Here is an 18202-nt window from a genome sequence, read left to right as displayed (position 1 = left end):
GCTGATGACGAGGGCGGCAGTGCTGGGCGCGGGATCGTGGGGCACCGCGTTCGCGAAGGTGTTGGCGGAAGCGGGAACCGAGGTCACGATCTGGGCCCGGCGGCCCGAGGTCGCCGCGACGCTGGCCTCCGAACATCGCAATCCCGATTACCTGTCGGATATTCCGCTGCCACCGGTCGCGGCCACCCACGACCCGGCGGTGGCGCTGGACGGAGCGGACATCGTCGTGCTGGCGGTGCCGTCGCAGTCGCTGCGGGCCAACCTCGCGGAGTGGAAGGGGTTGATCCCGGGCGACGCCACGCTGCTGAGTCTGGCCAAAGGCATCGAGACCGGGACGCTGCTGCGGATGAGCCAGGTGATCGAGGAGGTCACCGGGGCCGATCCGAGCCGGATCGCGGTGCTGTCCGGACCGAACCTGGCGCGCGAGATCGCGGTGGGCCAGCCCGCCGCGACCGTGGTCGCCTGCTCGGACAACGATCGCGCGGTGGCGGTGCAGCACGCCTGCGCGACCGGATACTTCCGTCCCTACACCAACACCGACGTGGTCGGCTGCGAGATCGGCGGCGCGTGCAAGAACGTCATCGCGCTCGCCTGCGGCATCGCGTCGGGAATGGGGCTCGGCGACAACTCGATCGCCAGCCTGATCACCCGGGGTCTCGCCGAGATCATCCGGCTCGGGGTGGCCCTCGGCGCGGAGCCGGTGACGCTCGCGGGTCTGGCCGGCGTCGGAGACCTGGTCGCCACCTGTACCTCCCCGTTGTCGCGCAACCGGTCGTTCGGGCACGTGCTCGGCGCGGGCGGATCCATGGAGGCCGCCCAGTCGGCCACTCATGGCCAGGTCGCCGAGGGTGTGAAGTCCTGCACATCGGTGCGCGCGCTGGCCGAGCGGCACGGCGTCGAGATGCCGCTGACCACCGCGGTACATCAGGTCTGTCACGAAGGGCTCTCCGTGCGCGAAGCCGTCGGCAACCTGCTCGGGCGGCGGATGAAGCCCGAGTGAGCCCGCTCCGCCCCGGGCGGGAGTGTCCGGGACGGTCAGCGGTGGGGGTGCGCATCGAAACGGGTACGGTTCGGGGCATGACGAACCGGATCAGGGTGGCTGTGGTGTTCGGCGGGCGCAGTAACGAGCACGCCGTGTCCTGCGTATCGGCCGGTAGCGTGCTTCGTCACCTGGATCAGGAGAAGTACGAGGTCGTGCCGATCGGCATCACCACGGAAGGCCGCTGGGTGCTCGGCGGTTCGGAGGTGGCCGCGCTCGGCATCCACGATCGCGCACTGCCGTCGGTGGACGCCACCGGCACGGCATTGACCCTGGCCGCGGACCCGAGCCGCCCCGGGGCGCTGATCGCGCTCGACGATCCCGGCGCGGCGCTCGGCTCGGTCGATGTGGTGTTCCCGATCCTGCACGGACCGTTCGGCGAGGACGGCACCTTGCAAGGGATGCTGGAACTCGCCGGAATTCCCTACGTCGGCCCCGGCGTGCTGGCCAGCGCCGCGGGCATGGACAAGGAATTCACCAAGAAACTGCTCGCGGCGGAGGGGCTGCCGATCGGCACGCAGGTGGTGTTGCGGCCCGGCGCCGAGACGGTCACCGAGGAAGACCGGCTGCGCCTGGGCCTGCCCGTGTTCGTCAAACCGGCCCGCGGCGGCTCGTCGATCGGCATCACCCGGGTCACCGACTGGAACGAGCTGGACGCGGCCATCGCCGCGGCGCGCGCGCACGATCCGAAGGTGATCGTCGAAGCGGGCATCGTCGGGCGCGAGGTGGAATGCGGGGTCCTGGAATACCCGGACGGCCGGGTCGCGGCGAGCGTGGTGGCGGAGATCCGGATGCCGGAGACCGGCGTCACCGTCGACGGACCCGCCTTCTATGACTTCGATACGAAGTACCTCGACGACGTCTGCGAATTCGACGTTCCCGCGAAACTGGACGACGAGGTGTCCGACCAGATCCGGGAATTGGCCGTGCGCGCCTTCCGGGCTCTCGACTGCCAGGGACTGGCGCGGGTCGATTTCTTCGTCACCGAGCAGGGGCCGGTGATCAACGAGATCAACACGATGCCGGGATTCACCGCGATCTCCATGTATCCGCGCATGTGGGAGGCCACCGGCATCGACTATGCCGCACTCGTCTCCACGCTCATCGAGACCGCGCTCGTTCGCGGTACCGGGTTGCGTTAGGGCCTGCCGTCGTCAGGTGCGCCCCAGGTCATCGGCGCGCGACTACTCGGAGTCAGTTGGGCAGCGGTCCCGGGTCGATCGGCTGGGCCGGGAGGTTGGCGGTGATGGTGTCGGAGACTTCTTGCAGCGGTGTCGGACCGGAGCCGTCGGGGACGGTGAGGGCGACGTAGGTCCCACGGTCCACGGCGAACCACGTGCTCGCCTTGGCGGCCTGGTCGCGGACCTCGAACCACTGCACGCCGTTCACGATCTGCAGCGGCGAGGCGCGGTTGAATTCCAGCGGACGATCCAGCCCGCAGCGCAGCACGATCGCGTCGCCGCCGTCGGCGCGCTGCCATGCGCGGGTGGCGGGTGGAGCGGGCTCGACCAGGGTCGATTTCGTGAAATCACCCAGGTCCGCGGGCAAGGCGGGCAGCAGGGCGGCGCAGGCGGGGCCCTCCGCAGCCGGAGCCGGGACAGGGCCGAGCACCAGCGGTTCGCGCTCGACGGGCGCGCGGTGCGCGAGTACGGCGGCGACGAGCACCGCGACGACCAGCACGACCGGAAGCGCCACGGCGGTCGCGATGAGCGCGGGCGGGTACTGGTGTGCCGGGGACGACGCGGGGCGGCTGTCCGGCTCGCCGGTATCGATATCCGCTTTCGCGCTGTCCTCGCTCTTCGACCGGGAAGGAGTGGTCCGCGCGTCCGAGTCGGCGGCTCGTGGGCGATCGGCCGCATTGTCCGTCGCCGCGGGCTCCTTCGGGGCGCTCCCGGGATCCATGGCATCGGTGCGTTCGTGCTCGGGCTCCGCCGAATCACGGTCCGACGAATCCGCCGCCATGCTCACCGATCCTTTCTTCTACGCGCGTCGTCGCTGCCGCGCCGCAGGGCCGTTGGTACTCGAGTGCCCCCGAAAGGGTACCGTCGGGCTCATTCCAGCAAGCAGCGCGCCGGAAAGGATCGGTCATCAGCGCCAGCAGTGCCCCGAGGACAGTGCGTGAACTGGGCGAGTTCGCGCTGATCGAGCGCATCAACGCGGGTCGCGTCCAGGCGCCGGGTGTGCTGCTCGGCCCGGGTGACGACGCGGCGCTGGTCGCGGCGCCGGACGGCCGTTTCGTGGTGACCACCGACATGCTCGTGCAGGACCGGCACTTCCGGCTGGACTGGTCCAGCCCCGAGGACGTCGGCCGCAAGGCGATCGCGCAGAACGCCGCCGACGTGGTCGCCATGGGGGCGACGCCGACCGCGTTCGTCGTCGCGCTCGGCTGCCCGGCCGACACCCCGCTCGAGGTGATCGACGGACTCGCGGACGGCATGTGGGCCGAGGCCGCCAGGGCGGGCGCGTCCATCGCGGGCGGCGATCTGGTTCGCAGCCGCGAACTGGTCGTCTCCGTCACCGCCTTCGGTGATCCGGGCCGCGGCGCGCCGGTCACCCGGGCGGGTGCCCGCGTGGGCGATGTCGTCGCGGTGGCGGGCCGCCTCGGCTGGTCGGCCGCGGGGCTGGCCGCCTTCACCGCCGGAGCGACCGGACCGGAGGTCGCGGAAGCGCTTGCCGCGCATCGTGTTCCGCAGCCGCCGTACGCGCTCGTGTTGGACGCGCTGCGGCGCGGAGGATCGAATCCGTCTCAGGCGCAGCCCGTCTCGTCCCGAACCGATACCACATCAGAGCTAACTGCCGGAGATCCCGCGACGGCACGCCTCGCTTCGGGAGCGCCTGGCTCCTTCGGGACCTCGGCTACCGAGTCGTCCGGACCGGTCACGCTCGACGAGGACTTCGGAACCGGAGCGCCCGCCATCGGCCTGCACGCGCTGACCGACGTGTCCGACGGACTGCTCGCGGATCTGGGGCATATCGCGTCGGCCTCGGGCGTGGCCATCGATCTGGATTCGGCGGCCCTGCGCGACCCCGCGCTGGAACCGATCGCCGCCCGGCTGGATGCCGATGCGGCGCAATGGATCCTGACCGGCGGAGAGGACCATGCCTTCGCGGGCACCTGGGCGCCGGACGGTGCGCTTCCGCCTGGATGGGTCGCGATCGGGCGGGTTCTGGCCGGTCGCGGGCTTACCGTCGACGGTGTGGCGCGGACCGGCGACGGCGGGTGGGAATCGTTCCGTGGGGCGGACTCGTCATCCGACGGCCGACCACGCTAAGTTGTGCGGTCATGGGCGCGAAACCACTGTCGGAAATCATGGATCCGGGATGGGCGAAGGCACTCGAGCCGGTGGCGGATCGGATTACCGCCATGGGCGATTTCCTTCGTGCCGAGAACGCGGAAGGCCGTGGCTACCTACCGTCCGGTGACAACGTTCTGCGAGCCTTCCAGCGTCCGTTCGACGCGGTGCGCGTGCTGGTCGTCGGCCAGGATCCGTATCCGACGCCCGGTCACCCGATGGGGCTGAGTTTCTCCGTGGCGCCGGATGTTTCGCCGATCCCGCGCAGCCTGGCCAATATCTTCGCCGAATACAGCAAGGATCTCGGTCACCCGACGCCGTCCTGTGGCGATCTGAGCCCGTGGTCGGACCAGGGTGTGCTGATGTTGAACCGAGTGCTCACCGTGTCGCCCGGCAAGCCTGCCTCGCACCGCGGCAAGGGGTGGGAGGCGGTCACCGAGCAGGCGATCCGCGCCTTGGTCGCCAGGGACGAGCCGTTGGTCGCGATCCTGTGGGGCCGCGACGCGGCGACGCTCAAGCCGTTGCTGACCGAGTCCGAGGTGCCCTACATCGAGTCCGCGCATCCGTCGCCGCTGTCGGCGTCTCGTGGGTTCTTCGGTTCCCGCCCCTTCTCGCGAGTGAACGAACTACTCGACGAACTGGGGGCCGAACCGGTTGACTGGCGCCTGCCCTGAGTCGGGCGTCTGTGTGTGATCGACCGAGTTAACGAGTGAGGAGCTGTTCCATGCACAACAACACCGTCCGCGGGGCGCTGCGCGGCACCACCGCGACCCTGGCCTTCTGTGCCGCTCTCAGCAGCGGCGCAGCCGTCGCGAGTGCGGCTCCGCTGCGACTCGAGCCCGCCACGGAGTCCACGACGGCTCCGGTAGCCGAGGAATACACCTCCAGCGGCTCGTCCACCATCTCCGCGTCGGTGAACGCCAAGGTCGCGTGCCTGTTCTTTGTGGGCAATCTCGGCTGCTGAACCCTCGAAACGCCGGGTTCGCGCCAGCGCGTCCCGGCGTTTGTGCGATCCTACGGATCGTGAGTAATGCGAACTATCTTCTCGAACCGTCCCGGCTTCGGCTGCGCGGTTCGGGCGGAATCGAGCTGGCCGCCGATCAGTTCGGCCCGGTCGACGGCCCGCTCGTCGTCTTCCTGCACGGTGGCGGGCAAACCCGCCATTCGTGGAAGAAGACCGGCGCCCGGCTCGGCGCGTCGGGAATGCGGGTGGTCACGGTGGACGCCCGCGGCCACGGCGACAGCGAGTGGGCGCCGGATCGCGACTATCGGCGCCAGACCATGGTGGACGACCTGCTGCTTGTGCTCGAACAGCTGGGCGAGCCCGCGGTGGTCGTCGGGGCCAGCATGGGGGGAATCACCGGTCTGCTCGCCACCGCGCGGCCCGGTGGGGAGGCGATCAGCGCCTTGGTGCTCGTCGACATCGTGAGCCGGCCCGAGCCGGAAGGCGTCGCCCGGGTGATCGACTTCCTCGGCAGGCATCGCGACGGCTTCGACAGCCTCGAACAGGCCGCCGACGCGGTCGCCGAATACCTGCCGCACCGCCCGCGGCCGAAGAGCCCCGAGGGACTGCTGCGCAATCTGCGTGAGCGCGACGGCCGCTGGTACTGGCACTGGGATCCGGACATGCTCAGTGATCGGGTCGAGGACCCGTCCGCGATGATCGAGCCGATGGAGGACGCGGCGCGGGCGCTGCGCATCCCGGTGCTGCTGGTGCGCGGCATGCGCTCGGACGTGGTGAGCGCCGAAGGAGCCGAAGCGTTCCAGCGGCTGGTGCCACACGCCCAGCTGGTGGAGATCGGCGGCGCGGCGCACACCGCGGCCGGTGACGACAACGACTCGTTCACCGACGCGGTGGCGAAATTCGTGCTCTCCACCCGGGAGTGATTCAGGCGAGTCCGGCGTAGTCGGGTTTGCGCTTCGCCACGAACGCGTCGACGCCCTCGCGCCCGGCGGCGGAGCCCGCGGCAGCGGCGATCCCGTCGCGCTCGCTGTCGAGCTGATCGCTCAGCGTCGCGGTGCCCGACTGCCGCAACAGCGATTTGATGCTCGCGTGGGTAGAACGCGGTCCCGTGGCCAGGGTGCGCGCGAGGCGCTGCGCCTCCTCGGCGATCTCGCCGTCGGGAACCAGCCTGCTCAGTACGCCGAGGCGCACTGCCTCGTCGGCGTCGAGGACGGCGTCGGTGAGCAGGATTTCGCGCGCCCGCCCCTGCCCCACGATGCGCGGCAGCGTCCAGGACATGCCCCCGTCGGGGCTCAGTCCGATGCCGGGATAGGCCGGGCGCAGTTTGGTGCCGGGCCCGCCGAGGGCTATGTCGGCCAGGCAGACCAGGCTCATGCCCGCGCCCGCAGCCCAGCCCTGCACCGCGGCGACCACCGGCACCGTGGTCGCGTCCAGCGCGCGGACGAACTCGTGCAGATCGGTGGCCAGACCGTGGATGTGCGCGGAGCGGTCCTGCGCCGCGGCGAAGCCGCGCACGTCGCCGCCCGCGCAGAAGTTCGCGCCGGTGCCGCGCAGCAGCACCGCGCCCACCTCGGACCCGAGCGAACCCAGTGCGGCGGTGCCCGCGTTGATGCCGGCGAAGTCCATGGACGTGCCGTTGGCGGAGGTCGCGATGGTGATCTGGAGGACGCCGTCGACGGTCGTCACGTAGCCGGTCTGCTCGCTGGTGGTCATGATCTGCACCTTAACGGGCGCGGCCGAACACAATCCCCCGGTAGTCCGCGTGCAACCGGAGCGAGGACGGAAGTACCTCTAGGGACCGTCGTCCGACACCGACTCGGCGTGCGTCGTCGGCGTGCGCACCATGCGCACCTCGATCGCGGCGGTGAACGGTTCGACCTTGCGCGTGCCGTCGAGCACGAACCCATGCCGTCGGTAGAACGCCCGGGCGCGCGCATTCTGCTCGAACACCCACAGCGAGCACGGAGCGGCCGGATCGAGCGCGGCGCGGATCAGGTCGTCGGCGACCCCGCTGCCGTGCCAGGAGGAACGCGCGTAGAGCGCGTGCAGTTCGATCGGGGTCACCGCGTCGGGGTAGTCGGGCGGGCCCGCGCTGGAGAATCCGATCACCACGTCATCGACGATCGCGACGTGCGTGTGGCCCGGATAGCGCAGCCGGTCGCGCTCCCACTGCTCGGCCCGTCGTCCGATATCGAAGGCGTCGAGTACGTGTGCGGGCACCAGCCCCCGGTACGCCTCGCGCCAGCAGGCGATGTGGCATTCGGCGAGGCTGTAGACGTACTCGGCGGTCAGCGGCTGGACCCGCCACGGACGCTCGGTCACGGCGGCCATGCGCGGCCCGCACTCACGACAACGCCCCGGACCACCCGATACGGGTGCCGGGGCGTGTACCGACGATGCCGGTCAGCCGGAGGGCGGATCAGCCGCGGGCGACCTTGCCCGCCTTCAGGCAAGAGGTGCACACGTTCATCCGGCGGGTGTTGCCCGGGGCGACCTGCGCGCGAACGGTCTGGATGTTCGGGTTCCAACGACGGTTGGTGCGCCGGTGCGAGTGCGAGACCGACTTCCCGAAGCCGGGGCCCTTGGCGCAGACGTCGCAGACGGCAGCCATAGTCGCGAACTCCTTCATGTCAATGGTGGGGACCGCCGCTTTCGCGGTGCGGCGCATCCTCGTGCAATGTCAAGTGCCCTGTCGGCGGAGAGCCGACCAGCGCAGACCGGTGACGGCCGCGCGAGGCAACCCTGCAAGGGTAGCTGTGCTGCCTTCGATCCACCAAACCGGTCCCCGTGAACGAGTGCCGGATCGGTCGCCGGGCATATCCATTCTAATGACGCGGTCTTACCGGTCGCCTGTCGGGACCGCCCGCTAACCTGGCGGGCGGTGGTGGTGCGCAGGTGGCGGAAGGGAGTGAGGTGACGGTTTCCGAAGCGCGAGATGTGATGGACGGCACGGCATTGTTGCGCTGGGGCCGTACCTGTCTCGCCGGCCTGGAGCATCGGCGCGAGGAGATCAACGCGCTCAATGTGTTCCCTGTCCCGGACGCGGATACCGGCACCAATCTGCTGGCCACGATGCGTGCCGCGGTGGAGGCGGGGGAGGCGGCCGCGCGGTCGGACGGGAGCGCCGCCCGCGCCGTCGCCGTCGCGATGGCGCACGGCGCGACGGTCGGCGCCCGCGGCAATTCCGGGATCATCCTGTCCCAGGTACTGCGCGGCGTCGCGGACACGGTGCACGGCGGTCCGTTCACGGCCGACAGCCTGCGCGCCGCGCTGGCCAGGGCCTCCGAACTGGTTCGCGAGGCACTGAGCGTGCCGATCGAAGGGACGATCCTCACCGTGCTGGACTGCGCGACCGCGGCGGCCGCGGCATGCCCCGACCAGGAATTGGCGGATGTGGCACTCGCGGCGGCCGACGGCGCGGCCAAAGCGCTCGGCGACACCCCGTTCCAATTGGGCGTGCTGCGTCGGGCCGGTGTCGTCGACGCGGGAGCCCGAGGGTTGGTCGTGCTGCTGGACAGCCTGGTCGCCGTGACCCGAGGCGAGGCGCCGGCGCGGCCGGAGTACCCGCGGCCCGCGGCGGCCGACCGTTCGGCGCCCGCCCGCGAGGCCGAACCGCAGTACGAGGTGATGTATTTGCTGGCCGACTCCGACGAGCGGAAAGTGGCCGCGTTGCGCGCCCGCCTCGGTGAACTCGGCGACTCGGTCGTCGTCGTCGGCGACGGAAGCGGATCCTGGTCGGCGCACGTGCACTGCGCCGATGCTGGTGCGGCGGTGGAAGCGGGCGTGGCCGCGGGCATGCTCAGCCGGATCCGCGTCGAGAACGTCGCTTTCGCTTCGCACGGGGGCAAATCCGACGTGTCGAGCGGCCTCGGCGCGGCTGATCGCGCCGCGCGCGCGAATCCTGGCGAACTGTCCGATGGCGATGCGTCCCGAACCGGGCCCGCCCGAGTCGAAGGCATCGCGGGATCGGCTCCGCCCGCCGATTCGACCCAGGTGGTGGGCGGTGCGCTCGGCCCGAGCGTAGCTCCGGCCGATCGCGGGATTCTGGCGGTGGTCGCGGGTGCGGGCGCGGCGACACTGTTCGAGGACGCGGGCGCCGTGGTGCTGGCAGGCGAGCCCGTCACCGCGGCCGCTCTGCTGGCCGCGATCCGGCGTATGCCGAACCGAGAGGTACTGGTGCTGCCCAACGGCGCGCTGCCGGCGCATGAGTTGGTCGCCGTCGGTGTCGCCGCGCGTGACGCTCACCGGGACGTGCTGCTGTTGCCGAGCGGGTCGATGGTGCAGGGACTGGCGGCCTTGGCCGTGCACGACCGCGGGCGGATCGCGGTGGACGACGCTTTCGCCATGTCCGAGGCGGCCGCCACCACGCGCTGGGGGTCGCTGCGCGCGGCGACCGAGCGCGCGCTCACCATGGTCGGCACCTGCGAACCGGGCGATGGACTCGGTCTGGCCGGGCACGACGTCGTCGTGATCGAGCGCGATGTGCGCGCCGCCGGGCGGACGCTGCTGGACCGGCTGCTCGCCTTCGGCGGCGAGCTGGTCACCCTGCTGATGGGCGCGGCGGCGCCGGAGGGCCTCGGCGACGAACTGGCGGCGCATATCGCGCAGAACTTTCCCGGCGTCGAGGTGATCGTGTATTCCGGTGGGCAGCAGGGCGATTCGGTGCAGATCGGAGTGGAGTAGGCATGGCGGCACTGAGTGATCGGCTCGACCACATCCTCGGCGCGAAGGCAGCGGACTCGCTCGCGGACGCTTTCGACATGCGGACCGTCGAGGATCTGCTGCGGCACTACCCCCTGCGATACGCGACGCAGGGGCAGCCGCTCACCGAGGAAGCGCCGGAAGACGGTTCGCACATCACCGTCATCGGCCGGATCACGAAGGCCGAGCTGCGGCCGATGCGCAACCGCCGCGGTTCGCTGCTGAAGGTGGTGCTCGACACCGGCTCCGGGCGCGGCGTGGACGTCACCTTCTTCAACGGCGACAAGGTGAAGTACGTGGTCCGCGAAGGGCTGCGCGCGATGATGTCGGGCACGGTGAACTACTGGCGTCCCGGCCAGTGGAACCTCAGCCATCCCGGCTACTTGATCCTGCCGGAAACCGAGGGCGATGACGACTCGGTCGGCGCGCTGACCAGGGTGCGCGGCGGCGGAGACCTGCGCGGCCTCGCGGAGAGCGCGAAAGGCGCGGGGGGAGTGGACACCTCGTTCATGGAACGCGAGTTCATCCCGGTCTACCCGGCGACCGCGAAGGTGCAGAGCTGGGACGTGCTCGCCTGCGTGCGTCAGGTGCTCGACCAGCTCGATCCCCTCGACGATCCCGTACCGGAAGACGTGCGCGCCGAACGCGCGCTGCCGAACCTGTCCGACGCGCTGCGCCTGATCCACCTGCCCGAACGCAAGGACGACATCGATCGAGCCAAGGACCGGCTGCGTTTCGACGAGGCGCTGGCCTTGCAATTGGTCCTTGCCGAGCGCAGGCACGAGGTGTCCGGGCGCAGGGCGCGCGCTTGTGCTCCCCGGCCGGACGGTATCGCCGCGGCGTTCGAGCAGCGACTTCCGTTCGAACTCACCGCGGGGCAGCAGCAGGTCGTCGCGGAGATCTCCGCCGACCTGGCCCGCGAGCAGCCGATGCACCGGTTGCTGCAAGGCGAGGTGGGCTCCGGCAAGACGATCGTCGCCCTGCACGCCATGCTGCAGGTGGTGGACGCGGGACTGCAGTGCGCGCTGCTCGCCCCGACGGAAATACTCGCCGCGCAGCACTATCGGTCGCTGCGCGGCATGCTCGGTGACCTGGGCGCCGCGGGCGAGCTGGGCGCGGCCGATCACGCCACCCGAGTGGTGCTGGTGACCGGGTCGATGTCGGCGTCGGCCAAGAAGGCCGCGTTGCTGGAAGCGGTGACCGGTGAGGCGGGCATCGTGATCGGCACGCACGCGCTGATCCAGGACAACGTCGAGTTCTTCGACCTCGGCATGGTGGTGGTCGACGAGCAGCATCGCTTCGGTGTCGAGCAGCGGGATGCCCTGCGCGCCAAGGCGAAAGCGGGCGCCAGTCCGCATCTGCTGGTGATGACCGCGACCCCGATTCCGCGCACCATCGCCATGACCACGCTCGGCGATCTGGAGACCTCCACGCTGACCGAACTGCCGAGAGGCCGCTCGCCGATCGTCTCCAGGGTGGTGCCGCGCAGGCAGCACCCGAACTGGGTGGATCGCGCCTGGGAGCGGATCGTGGAGGAGGTCGCCGCCGGACGCCAGGCGTACGTGGTGTGTTCGCGCATCGGCGACGACGAGGAGGCCGCGGGCAAATCCCGCAACGGGCGGGCGAAGAACGGCGACGGCGAGAAGGACGGCCCGACCACCCAGGCCGTGCTGGACGTGTTCGAGACGCTGCGCGCGGGCCCGCTGTCGGGCGTGCGGGTCGGCTTGCTGCACGGCAGACTGCCCGCCGACGAAAAAGACCAGGTGATGCGGGCGTTCAACGACGGATCGGTGGACGTTCTGGTGTGCACCACCGTGGTCGAGGTCGGCGTGGACGTGCCCAACGCGACGGTGATGGTGATCGTCGACGCCGACCGGTTCGGCGTCAGCCAATTGCATCAGCTGCGCGGCCGGATCGGGCGGGGCGAGCACCCCGGTTTGTGCCTGCTGATCACGGATGCCGCGCCGGGCGGGTCGGCCATGGCGCGTCTGGACGCGGTCGCCGCCACCACCGACGGCTTCGAACTCGCGGTGCTCGATCTGCGGACCCGGCGCGAGGGCGACGTGCTGGGCGCCGCCCAATCCGGCACCGCCCGCTCGCTGCGCCTGCTGTCACTGCTGGACGATCTCGAGGTGATCACCGCGGCGCAGGAATTCGCCCGCGCGGTGGTGGCGTCCGACCCGGGGCTGCGCGGGCATCCCGGGCTGGCGGGGATGATGCACGCGGCGGTGGACTCCGAGCGGCTGGAGTATCTGGCCAAGTCTTGACCGCACCGGCGGTGTGGACGGGAGACATCGGACTCCGGGCGCGCACGTGCGGCGGCCACGTCGCCGTTCGCGCACAGTGGCGGGCGGCCGAAAAGATCGGTGCTGAACGGCGACCCGGTCGCGCTGATCTCCTCGGCGGGCGCGCCGTGCACGGTGGTCGTGCTCGAGATCGACGCAGCGACTCCGGGCGATCCGCGCCGCGCCGACCCGCACGAGCTCGCCGGAAGGGGAGTCGTCAGCGCCCGAGCCGCGGGTAGGGCAGGTCGGTGCTGGTGTGTTCGGCGACCGCCAACGGGCTGCCTATGTGCGGGAAGGCGCGCTGCGGACACGCGGGACGCTCGCACACTTTGCAGCCCGCGCCGATCGGGACCGAGGCCGCCGGGTCGTCCAGCTGCAACCCGGCCGAGTACACCAAGCGGTCGGCGTATTCGATATCGCAGCCGAGGCCGACGGCGAAGTTCTTCGCCGCGGTGCCGAACCCGTGTGGGGCGATCGCCGCGGTGCGCGCGATCCATAGATACCGGCGGCCGTCGGGCATCTCGGCCACTTGGGTCAGGATCCGGCCGGGATGGGAGAAGGCCTCGTGCACCACCCAGAGCGGGCAACTGCCACCGACCCGGGAGAAGTGGAAAGCGGTGGCGGACTGACGTTTGGAGATGTTGCCCGCCCGGTCGGTGCGGACGAAGAAGAACGGAACGCCACGCTGGCCCTGCCGTTGCAGGGTGCTGAGCCGATGGCAGACGGTCTCGAACCCGACCTCGAAACGCAGGCCGAGCAGGTCGATGTCGTAGCGGAGTTCCTCGGCCGAGCGCAGGAACCGGCTGTAGGGCAGCACCAGCGCGCCAGCGAAGTAATTGGCCAGCCCGATCCGCGCCAGCGTGCGGGATTCGCCGCTGAGCGACGGGCTCTCGGCCAGCACGGCATCCAGCTCGGCCCCGTACAGCAGGAGGCCGAGCGTGGTGGCGATCTGAAAGGCGCGCTGGCCCGGCCGCAATCGGCGAGCGAGCGTGAGCGTGCGGGTCTCGGTGTCGTAGTGGCGTTTGGGGACGGTGGGGTCGGCGCCGTCGCCGCGCACCAGAACGGTGACGCCGGCGCGTTCCTCGGCGATGCGGGCGATCTGGCGATCGAGCGAGCCGATGGTCAGCCCGGAATTCTCGAACAGTTGCTCGGCGGCGATGTCGAGTTGCGGAATGTGATTGTGGTGGTCGTAGAAGAAGTCGCGTACGTCCTCGTAGGGCATGGGCACCCCGGGCGCGCCCGCGGGCGCGGACACCCGCGCGGACAGCAGGTCGAGCTGATCGGTGGCGGCGCGTAGGCGGCGATGCATGGCGACGACGATCCTGGCGACTTCCGGTTGGCGGGTCGCCAGCTCCTCCACCTCGGTCAGCGGCGCTGTGTGCCCGCCCGCGGCGTCGACCAGCACTTCGTGTAGATCCGATACGAGCCGCGCGTCGGAATCGGCGGCGAAGAACTGGACGTCCAGGTCGAAGGTGGAATTCAATTTCAGCAGTACGGGAATGGTGAGTGGGCGCTGGTCGCGCTCGAGCTGATTGAGGTAGCTCGGCGACAGATCCAGCGATTTCGCCAGAGCCGCCTGAGTCATCCTCCGCTCTTCACGCAACCGCCGAAGCCGGGCGCCCGCATACATCTTGCGCACGTGCACGATGGTAGCTGTGATTATTCGCAATCATCGCAATAACGCGCGCTATTACCCATAAAGATGTGCTTTTGCGAGGTGTCCAGCAATGTATTCGATCTGCGTAGCGTGCGAAGAGAGGTTTGCCACCGTGTCGTCGCGAACGCGCGAAATTCGCCGTCGCCCGCGGCCTGGAGCGAACCCGATGCGGAAGTCCCTGGCGCCCTTCCGTGCCGAGCAATTGCTTGGTTGAATCGAGGGGTCCGTTTTTCCGGCGCAAGGAAGTGAGCAGACGAATGCCCGATCCCGACGAGCTCGTGCGTGCGATGTGCCGAAGCTGGTCCGAGCCCGACCCGGATCGGATCGGATCAGCGCGTACTTCGCCGAGGACGCCGTCTACCACAACATTCCGATGGAGCCCATCGTCGGCCGCGCCGCTATTCGCGACTTCATCGCGGGTTTCCTGACCACCTTCGACGCCATCGATTTCGACATCCACCACCAGATCGCCTCCGGCAACGTGGTGATGAACGAGCGCACCGACACCCTCCGCTCCGCTGGACGTGAGACTCCGCTCCCGGTCATGGGCTTCTTCGAAGTCGCCGACGGCGCCATCACCACGTGGCGTGACTACTTCGACATGGCCGCCATCAACCGGGCCTTCGGACTGTAAGGGCCTCAGCCGAACAGATCGTTCTCGGATTCGGCTGTGGCGGCCTTGCGCGTCCAGGATTCGAGCCGGTCGAGATCGGTGCACCCGGTGATCTCGGCTCGCGTCTTCCGCCCGACGACGATCCCGCGCTTCCAGCACAAGGAGAAGGGCACGCACCGCTTCTTCGGTCCGCCCGCGTGTGCGAGCGTGGAGAGGACGGCTCGTTCCGGTAGCGCCCGAGCTTCGTCGAGATCGGTGACTGCCAATGAAAGCTACATGGGCGCAATGACATTCGGATTTGTGAAGTGAACTTTCGTATCGTATGGAACCGAACCGAGCATCGCTGCGTCGAAAGTAGGCAAGGGGAAAGACGGTGTCGTAGTCGACTAGTGAGGAGGGGTAGCCGATGGAGCGTTGTTCCGGGTGTCATACGGCGTGGCGACGAGGAATGCGGGCGCGGGCGCGGGAGTTGCCGGTCACGCGGCGGGAAGAACCGTGTGACCGGTACACCCTACGGCGGCGGCAGCCGCCTCGGCCGGAGCCCGAATCCGGCTGAGGCCGTGGTTGATCCGGTGCCCCCTTCGGCAGGTGAAGGGGGCACCGGATCAACGATCTACGGGTGGGGTTACCGCACGGCCGCCGCTGCCGCGACCATGTTGCGGAGCGAGGCTTCCACCTCGGTGCGTCCCCTGGTCTTCAATCCGCAGTCGGGATTCACCCAAAGACGTTCGGCCGGAACGGCTTTCAACGCCGCGCGCAGCGATGTGGTGATCTCGTCCACGCTGGGCACCCGTGGGGAGTGGATGTCGTACACGCCGGGGCCGACGCCGAGGTCGAATCCCGCCGCGTTGAGATCGTCGAGCACCTCCATGCGTGAGCGCGCCGCCTCGATGGACGTGACATCGGCGTCCAGCCCGGCGATCGCGTCGATCACCTCGCCGAACTCGGAGTAGCACAGATGCGTGTGGATCTGCGTCGCGTCGGACACCCCGGAGGTCGCGAGCCGGAACGACCGCACCGACCATTCCAGATACCCGGGCTGATCGGCGGCGCGCAGCGGAAGCAGTTCCCGCAAGGCGGGCTCGTCGACCTGGATGATCCGGATGCCCGCCGACTCCAGATCCACGGTCTCCTCCCGGATCGCCAGCGCCACCTGGCGGGCGGACTCGCCCAACGGCTGGTCGTCGCGGACGAACGACCACGCCAGGATGGTCACCGGGCCGGTCAGCATGCCCTTCACCGGCTTGTCGGTGAGCGACTGCGCGTAGCCGATCCACTCGACGGTCATCGGCTCCCGCCGCGCGACGTCCCCGAACAGGATCGGCGGCCGCACGCAGCGCGTCCCGTAGGACTGCACCCAACCTTGCTCGGTCGCCGCGAACCCGTCGAGTTGCTCGGCGAAGTACTGCACCATGTCGTTGCGTTCCGGCTCGCCGTGCACCAGCACGTCCAACCCCAGCTCCTCCTGGAGCGCGATGACGTCCGCGATCTCGTCGCGCATCCGGCGTACGTACTCCGCCCGATCGATCTCGCCCTTGCGCAGCGCGGCGCGCGCCAGCCGGATGGCCGAGGTCTGTGGGTAGGAACCGATCGTCGTAGTCGGCAGCGCGGGCAACCGCAGACGATCCCGTTGCAGTTCCCGGCGTTGTTCGGCAGGCGCGCGGCGGTCGGCGTCGGGCCCGAGCGCGGCGAGCGCGGCTCGCACGCGCGGATCGTTCAGCCGCGGATCCGACCACCGCGACGCCAGCGCCGCCCGCACCTCGGCCAACTCGGCGGCGATCGCCTCCGTGCCCTGGCTCAGCCCGGTGGCGAGCAGGCGCACCTCGGCCACCTTCTCTGCACCGAATGCCAGCCAGGACCGCAGCCGCTCGTCCAACCCGGTTTCCGCGGCCAGCGTGTACGGCACGTGCAGCAGCGAGCAGGAACTCGAAACCGCCACGTGCGCAGCGGATCCCAGCAACGTGCCGAGGGTGGCCACGGCGCGGTCCAGATCGGTGCGCCACACATTGCGGCCGTCGACGATCCCCGCGACGAGCAGTTTGCCGGCCAGCGCGGGCACGGCGGCCACCGCGGCGACGTCGGCGCCGGCCGTGAAATCGAGGGAGACCCCCTCTATTCCGGTGCTCGCCAGCGCCGTCAGAGCGGCATCCGGTTGCCCGAAGTAGGTCGCGACGAGGATCGCCGGGCGCTCGGCGGCGTCGGCGAGTTCCTCGTAGGTGACCCGCACCAGGTCGATTTCCTCCGCCGTGAGGTCGGTGACCAGCACCGGCTCGTCGATCTGCACCCATCCGGCGCCGGCGAGGGCGAGCCTGCGCAGCAGTTCCCGATACAGCGGCAGCAGCTCGACCAGCCGGGCTAGCGCCGAGCCGCCGGTCGCCTTCGCCAGTTTGAGGAAGGTGATCGGCCCGAGCACCACCGGCCGCGCGGGCACGCCCAGCTCGAGTGCTTCCCGCAGTTGCGCGAGCAGCTTCTCCGGGTGCAGCGAGAAGGCGGTCTCCGGCCCGATTTCCGGCACCAAGTAGTGGTAGTTGGTGTCGAACCACTTGGTCATCTCCAAGGGCTCGACCGTGTCGGTGCCGCGCGCGGCGGCGAAATACCGGTCCAGCGGGTCCGCGATCCCGGCGACCCGGGGCGGCAGTGCGCCCAGCAACTCGGCGGTGTCGAGCATCTGGTCGTAGTAGGAGAACGTGCCGACCGGAACGGAGTCCAGGCCCGCGGCCCGTAGTTCGGCGAATTGGGCGTGCCGGAGGTCGCGCGCAACGGCCTGCAATTGGTCGGCGTCGATCTTGCCCGCCCAATAGGCTTCGGTGGCCCGCTTCAGTTCGCGACGCGGCCCCACTCGTGGAAGCCCGAGAACCGTCGCGGTGAACGGCGTTTGCTGTGCAACAGTCACGATGTATCTCCATTGCTGAGGACGAAAGCCATCGCCATACGGGCAGGCGGAGAACCCGGTGACATGCCGGTGATGTTCCCGGCGGAGGAGCCCGACACGTCAGCTGGTGATCCGCACGCCCAGTCCACGAGGCGGTGGCCGCCGGGTACGGCGTACCCGGCACGGCTGGCAGGTCTTCGGACTCGCGGGCACCGGCCGTGCGGGCCGGCATACGCCGGAGTGCTCCCGATGGCCGACCTACTGGCCGTCGCTTCCCAAGTCGCCGAACCTTCCGGATCGCTGAACTCAGTGCCTGGTGACGGCGGTCGTTCCTGCATACCGCTGCGGGACAGTCCCGGATTCCCACCGGGTTCCCTCTCACCCGCCGTGACGTCGCCGTACGGGCGGGCTCGACTCCGCGGCGCGACGTCGGGGCTCCATCTCGTCGTGCTGCGGTGAACCAGCTGCCCACTCAGCATAGGACGCGGCCGAGCGAGCACACCGCGAGGCATCTCACACCGGCATTTGCCCGCACTGCTCATCGCGTACCGATTCCGCACCTGCCTTCCGTTCCGGCTATCGGCCGGGCCGCCCATGTGGACCCGGATCTGCTCTCGACCGGCTACCAGACCGCCGGGTCACCCGGGATTCACCTTTCCGAACTCGTCGTATGCGTGGTTCGCCTGGTCCGAGGTCGCGAACTCGTGCCAGGCGAGCGCGGCTCGATGCCGGGCCCGGCCACCGGGGCTGCTGCTCGGCGGCTTCCGCCGCTGGACTC

15 protein-coding genes, 1 pseudogene and 1 riboswitch are annotated in these 18202 nt (G+C 69.9%); of the genes and pseudogenes, 9 read left to right on the top strand and 7 right to left on the bottom strand.

Going from position 1 to position 18202, the window contains the following annotated elements; all coding sequences use genetic code 11:
* The first annotated feature begins 4 nt into the window (after positions 1-4).
* Positions 5-1000, top strand: a complete 996-nt coding sequence (locus ACWEH3_RS07305) for an NAD(P)H-dependent glycerol-3-phosphate dehydrogenase (RefSeq protein WP_450024971.1) — start codon at positions 5-7, stop codon at positions 998-1000.
* A 77-nt stretch (positions 1001-1077) separates the two neighbouring features.
* Complete coding sequence (locus tag ACWEH3_RS07300) at positions 1078-2181, top strand: D-alanine--D-alanine ligase family protein (protein WP_450024973.1); 1104 nt, start codon at positions 1078-1080, stop codon at positions 2179-2181.
* Between the two features lie 52 nt (positions 2182-2233).
* On the opposite strand, the gene ACWEH3_RS07295 is transcribed toward ACWEH3_RS07300, so the two are convergent.
* The gene (locus ACWEH3_RS07295) at positions 2234-2941 is read right to left on the bottom strand and encodes a DUF3515 domain-containing protein (protein WP_450024985.1); all 708 of its coding nucleotides are present in this window, start codon (positions 2939-2941) and stop codon (positions 2234-2236) included.
* A 212-nt stretch (positions 2942-3153) separates the two neighbouring features.
* On the opposite strand from ACWEH3_RS07295, the gene thiL reads away from it, so the two are divergent.
* From thiL to ACWEH3_RS07275, 4 genes are read left to right on the top strand one after another with little or no spacing between them, the layout of a single operon-like run.
* Positions 3154-4311 (top strand): thiamine-phosphate kinase, encoded by a 1158-nt coding sequence (thiL, locus tag ACWEH3_RS07290; RefSeq protein ID WP_450024975.1) that lies wholly within the window; start codon positions 3154-3156, stop codon positions 4309-4311.
* Between the two features lie 11 nt (positions 4312-4322).
* Positions 4323-5006, top strand: coding sequence for a uracil-DNA glycosylase (locus tag ACWEH3_RS07285; protein ID WP_355070973.1), 684 nt, complete (start codon positions 4323-4325; stop codon positions 5004-5006).
* Positions 5007-5056: 50 nt separating this feature from the next.
* Positions 5057-5296, top strand: a complete 240-nt coding sequence (locus ACWEH3_RS07280) for a hypothetical protein (RefSeq protein ID WP_450024977.1) — start codon at positions 5057-5059, stop codon at positions 5294-5296.
* Between the two features lie 59 nt (positions 5297-5355).
* Positions 5356-6219 carry an alpha/beta fold hydrolase gene (locus ACWEH3_RS07275; protein ID WP_450024979.1) on the top strand — a complete coding sequence of 288 codons (864 nt, stop codon included), beginning with the start codon at positions 5356-5358 and terminating at the stop codon, positions 6217-6219.
* Between the two features lies 1 nt (position 6220).
* Here the strand turns inward: ACWEH3_RS07275 and ACWEH3_RS07270 are convergent, their stop codons facing one another.
* The 3 genes from ACWEH3_RS07270 to rpmB form a co-directional block, all read right to left on the bottom strand.
* Entirely contained in the window at positions 6221-7009 is a 789-nt protein-coding gene (locus ACWEH3_RS07270; protein WP_450024981.1) for an enoyl-CoA hydratase/isomerase family protein, read from the bottom strand.
* Between the two features lie 78 nt (positions 7010-7087).
* Positions 7088-7618, bottom strand: a complete 531-nt coding sequence (locus ACWEH3_RS07265) for an N-acetyltransferase family protein (protein WP_452358285.1) — start codon at positions 7616-7618, stop codon at positions 7088-7090.
* 97 nt (positions 7619-7715) lie between these two features.
* The gene (gene rpmB, locus ACWEH3_RS07260; protein ID WP_039799620.1) at positions 7716-7907 is read right to left on the bottom strand and encodes a 50S ribosomal protein L28; all 192 of its coding nucleotides are present in this window, start codon (positions 7905-7907) and stop codon (positions 7716-7718) included.
* Positions 7908-8236: 329 nt separating this feature from the next.
* On the opposite strand from rpmB, the gene ACWEH3_RS07255 reads away from it, so the two are divergent.
* Together ACWEH3_RS07255 and recG are read left to right on the top strand one after the other, a co-directional pair.
* The gene (locus ACWEH3_RS07255) at positions 8237-9979 is read left to right on the top strand and encodes a DAK2 domain-containing protein (protein ID WP_452358287.1); all 1743 of its coding nucleotides are present in this window, start codon (positions 8237-8239) and stop codon (positions 9977-9979) included.
* Between the two features lie 2 nt (positions 9980-9981).
* Entirely contained in the window at positions 9982-12264 is a 2283-nt protein-coding gene (gene recG / locus ACWEH3_RS07250) for an ATP-dependent DNA helicase RecG (protein WP_450019475.1), read from the top strand.
* A gap of 235 nt (positions 12265-12499) precedes the next feature.
* Here the strand turns inward: recG and ACWEH3_RS07245 are convergent, their stop codons facing one another.
* A complete protein-coding gene (locus tag ACWEH3_RS07245) occupies positions 12500-13921 on the bottom strand; it encodes a short-chain fatty acyl-CoA regulator family protein (protein WP_450019473.1) in 1422 nt (473 codons plus the stop codon).
* A gap of 275 nt (positions 13922-14196) precedes the next feature.
* On the opposite strand from ACWEH3_RS07245, the pseudogene ACWEH3_RS07240 reads away from it, so the two are divergent.
* Positions 14197-14573, top strand: a pseudogene (locus tag ACWEH3_RS07240) (nuclear transport factor 2 family protein).
* Between the two features lie 5 nt (positions 14574-14578).
* Here ACWEH3_RS07240 and ACWEH3_RS07235 read toward each other — a convergent pair.
* A complete protein-coding gene (locus ACWEH3_RS07235; RefSeq protein ID WP_450019471.1) occupies positions 14579-14818 on the bottom strand; it encodes a hypothetical protein in 240 nt (79 codons plus the stop codon).
* A gap of 359 nt (positions 14819-15177) precedes the next feature.
* Positions 15178-17445, bottom strand: a complete 2268-nt coding sequence (gene metE, locus ACWEH3_RS07230; RefSeq protein ID WP_450019469.1) for a 5-methyltetrahydropteroyltriglutamate--homocysteine S-methyltransferase — start codon at positions 17443-17445, stop codon at positions 15178-15180.
* A 150-nt stretch (positions 17446-17595) separates the two neighbouring features.
* Positions 17596-17825, bottom strand: a riboswitch (cobalamin riboswitch).
* Positions 17826-18202: the final 377 nt, after the last annotated feature.

The organism is Nocardia sp. NPDC004718, assembly GCF_053601535.1.
This window is presented reverse-complemented; position numbering and strand designations above follow the sequence as displayed.

Excerpts from the sequence above, each read along its gene's own strand:
- ACWEH3_RS07305 (WP_450024971.1), top strand. The coding sequence starts at position 5 with ATGACGAGGGCGGCAGTGCTGGGCGCGGGATCGTGGGGCACCGCGTTC.
- ACWEH3_RS07300 (WP_450024973.1), top strand. The coding sequence starts at position 1,078 with ATGACGAACCGGATCAGGGTGGCTGTGGTGTTCGGCGGGCGCAGTAAC.
- ACWEH3_RS07295 (WP_450024985.1), bottom strand. The coding sequence starts at position 2,941 with ATGGATCCCGGGAGCGCCCCGAAGGAGCCCGCGGCGACGGACAATGCG.
- ACWEH3_RS07285 (WP_355070973.1), top strand. The coding sequence starts at position 4,323 with ATGGGCGCGAAACCACTGTCGGAAATCATGGATCCGGGATGGGCGAAG.
- ACWEH3_RS07280 (WP_450024977.1), top strand. The coding sequence starts at position 5,057 with ATGCACAACAACACCGTCCGCGGGGCGCTGCGCGGCACCACCGCGACC.
- ACWEH3_RS07270 (WP_450024981.1), bottom strand. The coding sequence starts at position 7,009 with ATGACCACCAGCGAGCAGACCGGCTACGTGACGACCGTCGACGGCGTC.
- rpmB (WP_039799620.1), bottom strand. The coding sequence starts at position 7,907 with ATGGCTGCCGTCTGCGACGTCTGCGCCAAGGGCCCCGGCTTCGGGAAG.
- ACWEH3_RS07255 (WP_452358287.1), top strand. The coding sequence starts at position 8,237 with ATGGACGGCACGGCATTGTTGCGCTGGGGCCGTACCTGTCTCGCCGGC.
- recG (WP_450019475.1), top strand. The coding sequence starts at position 9,982 with ATGGCGGCACTGAGTGATCGGCTCGACCACATCCTCGGCGCGAAGGCA.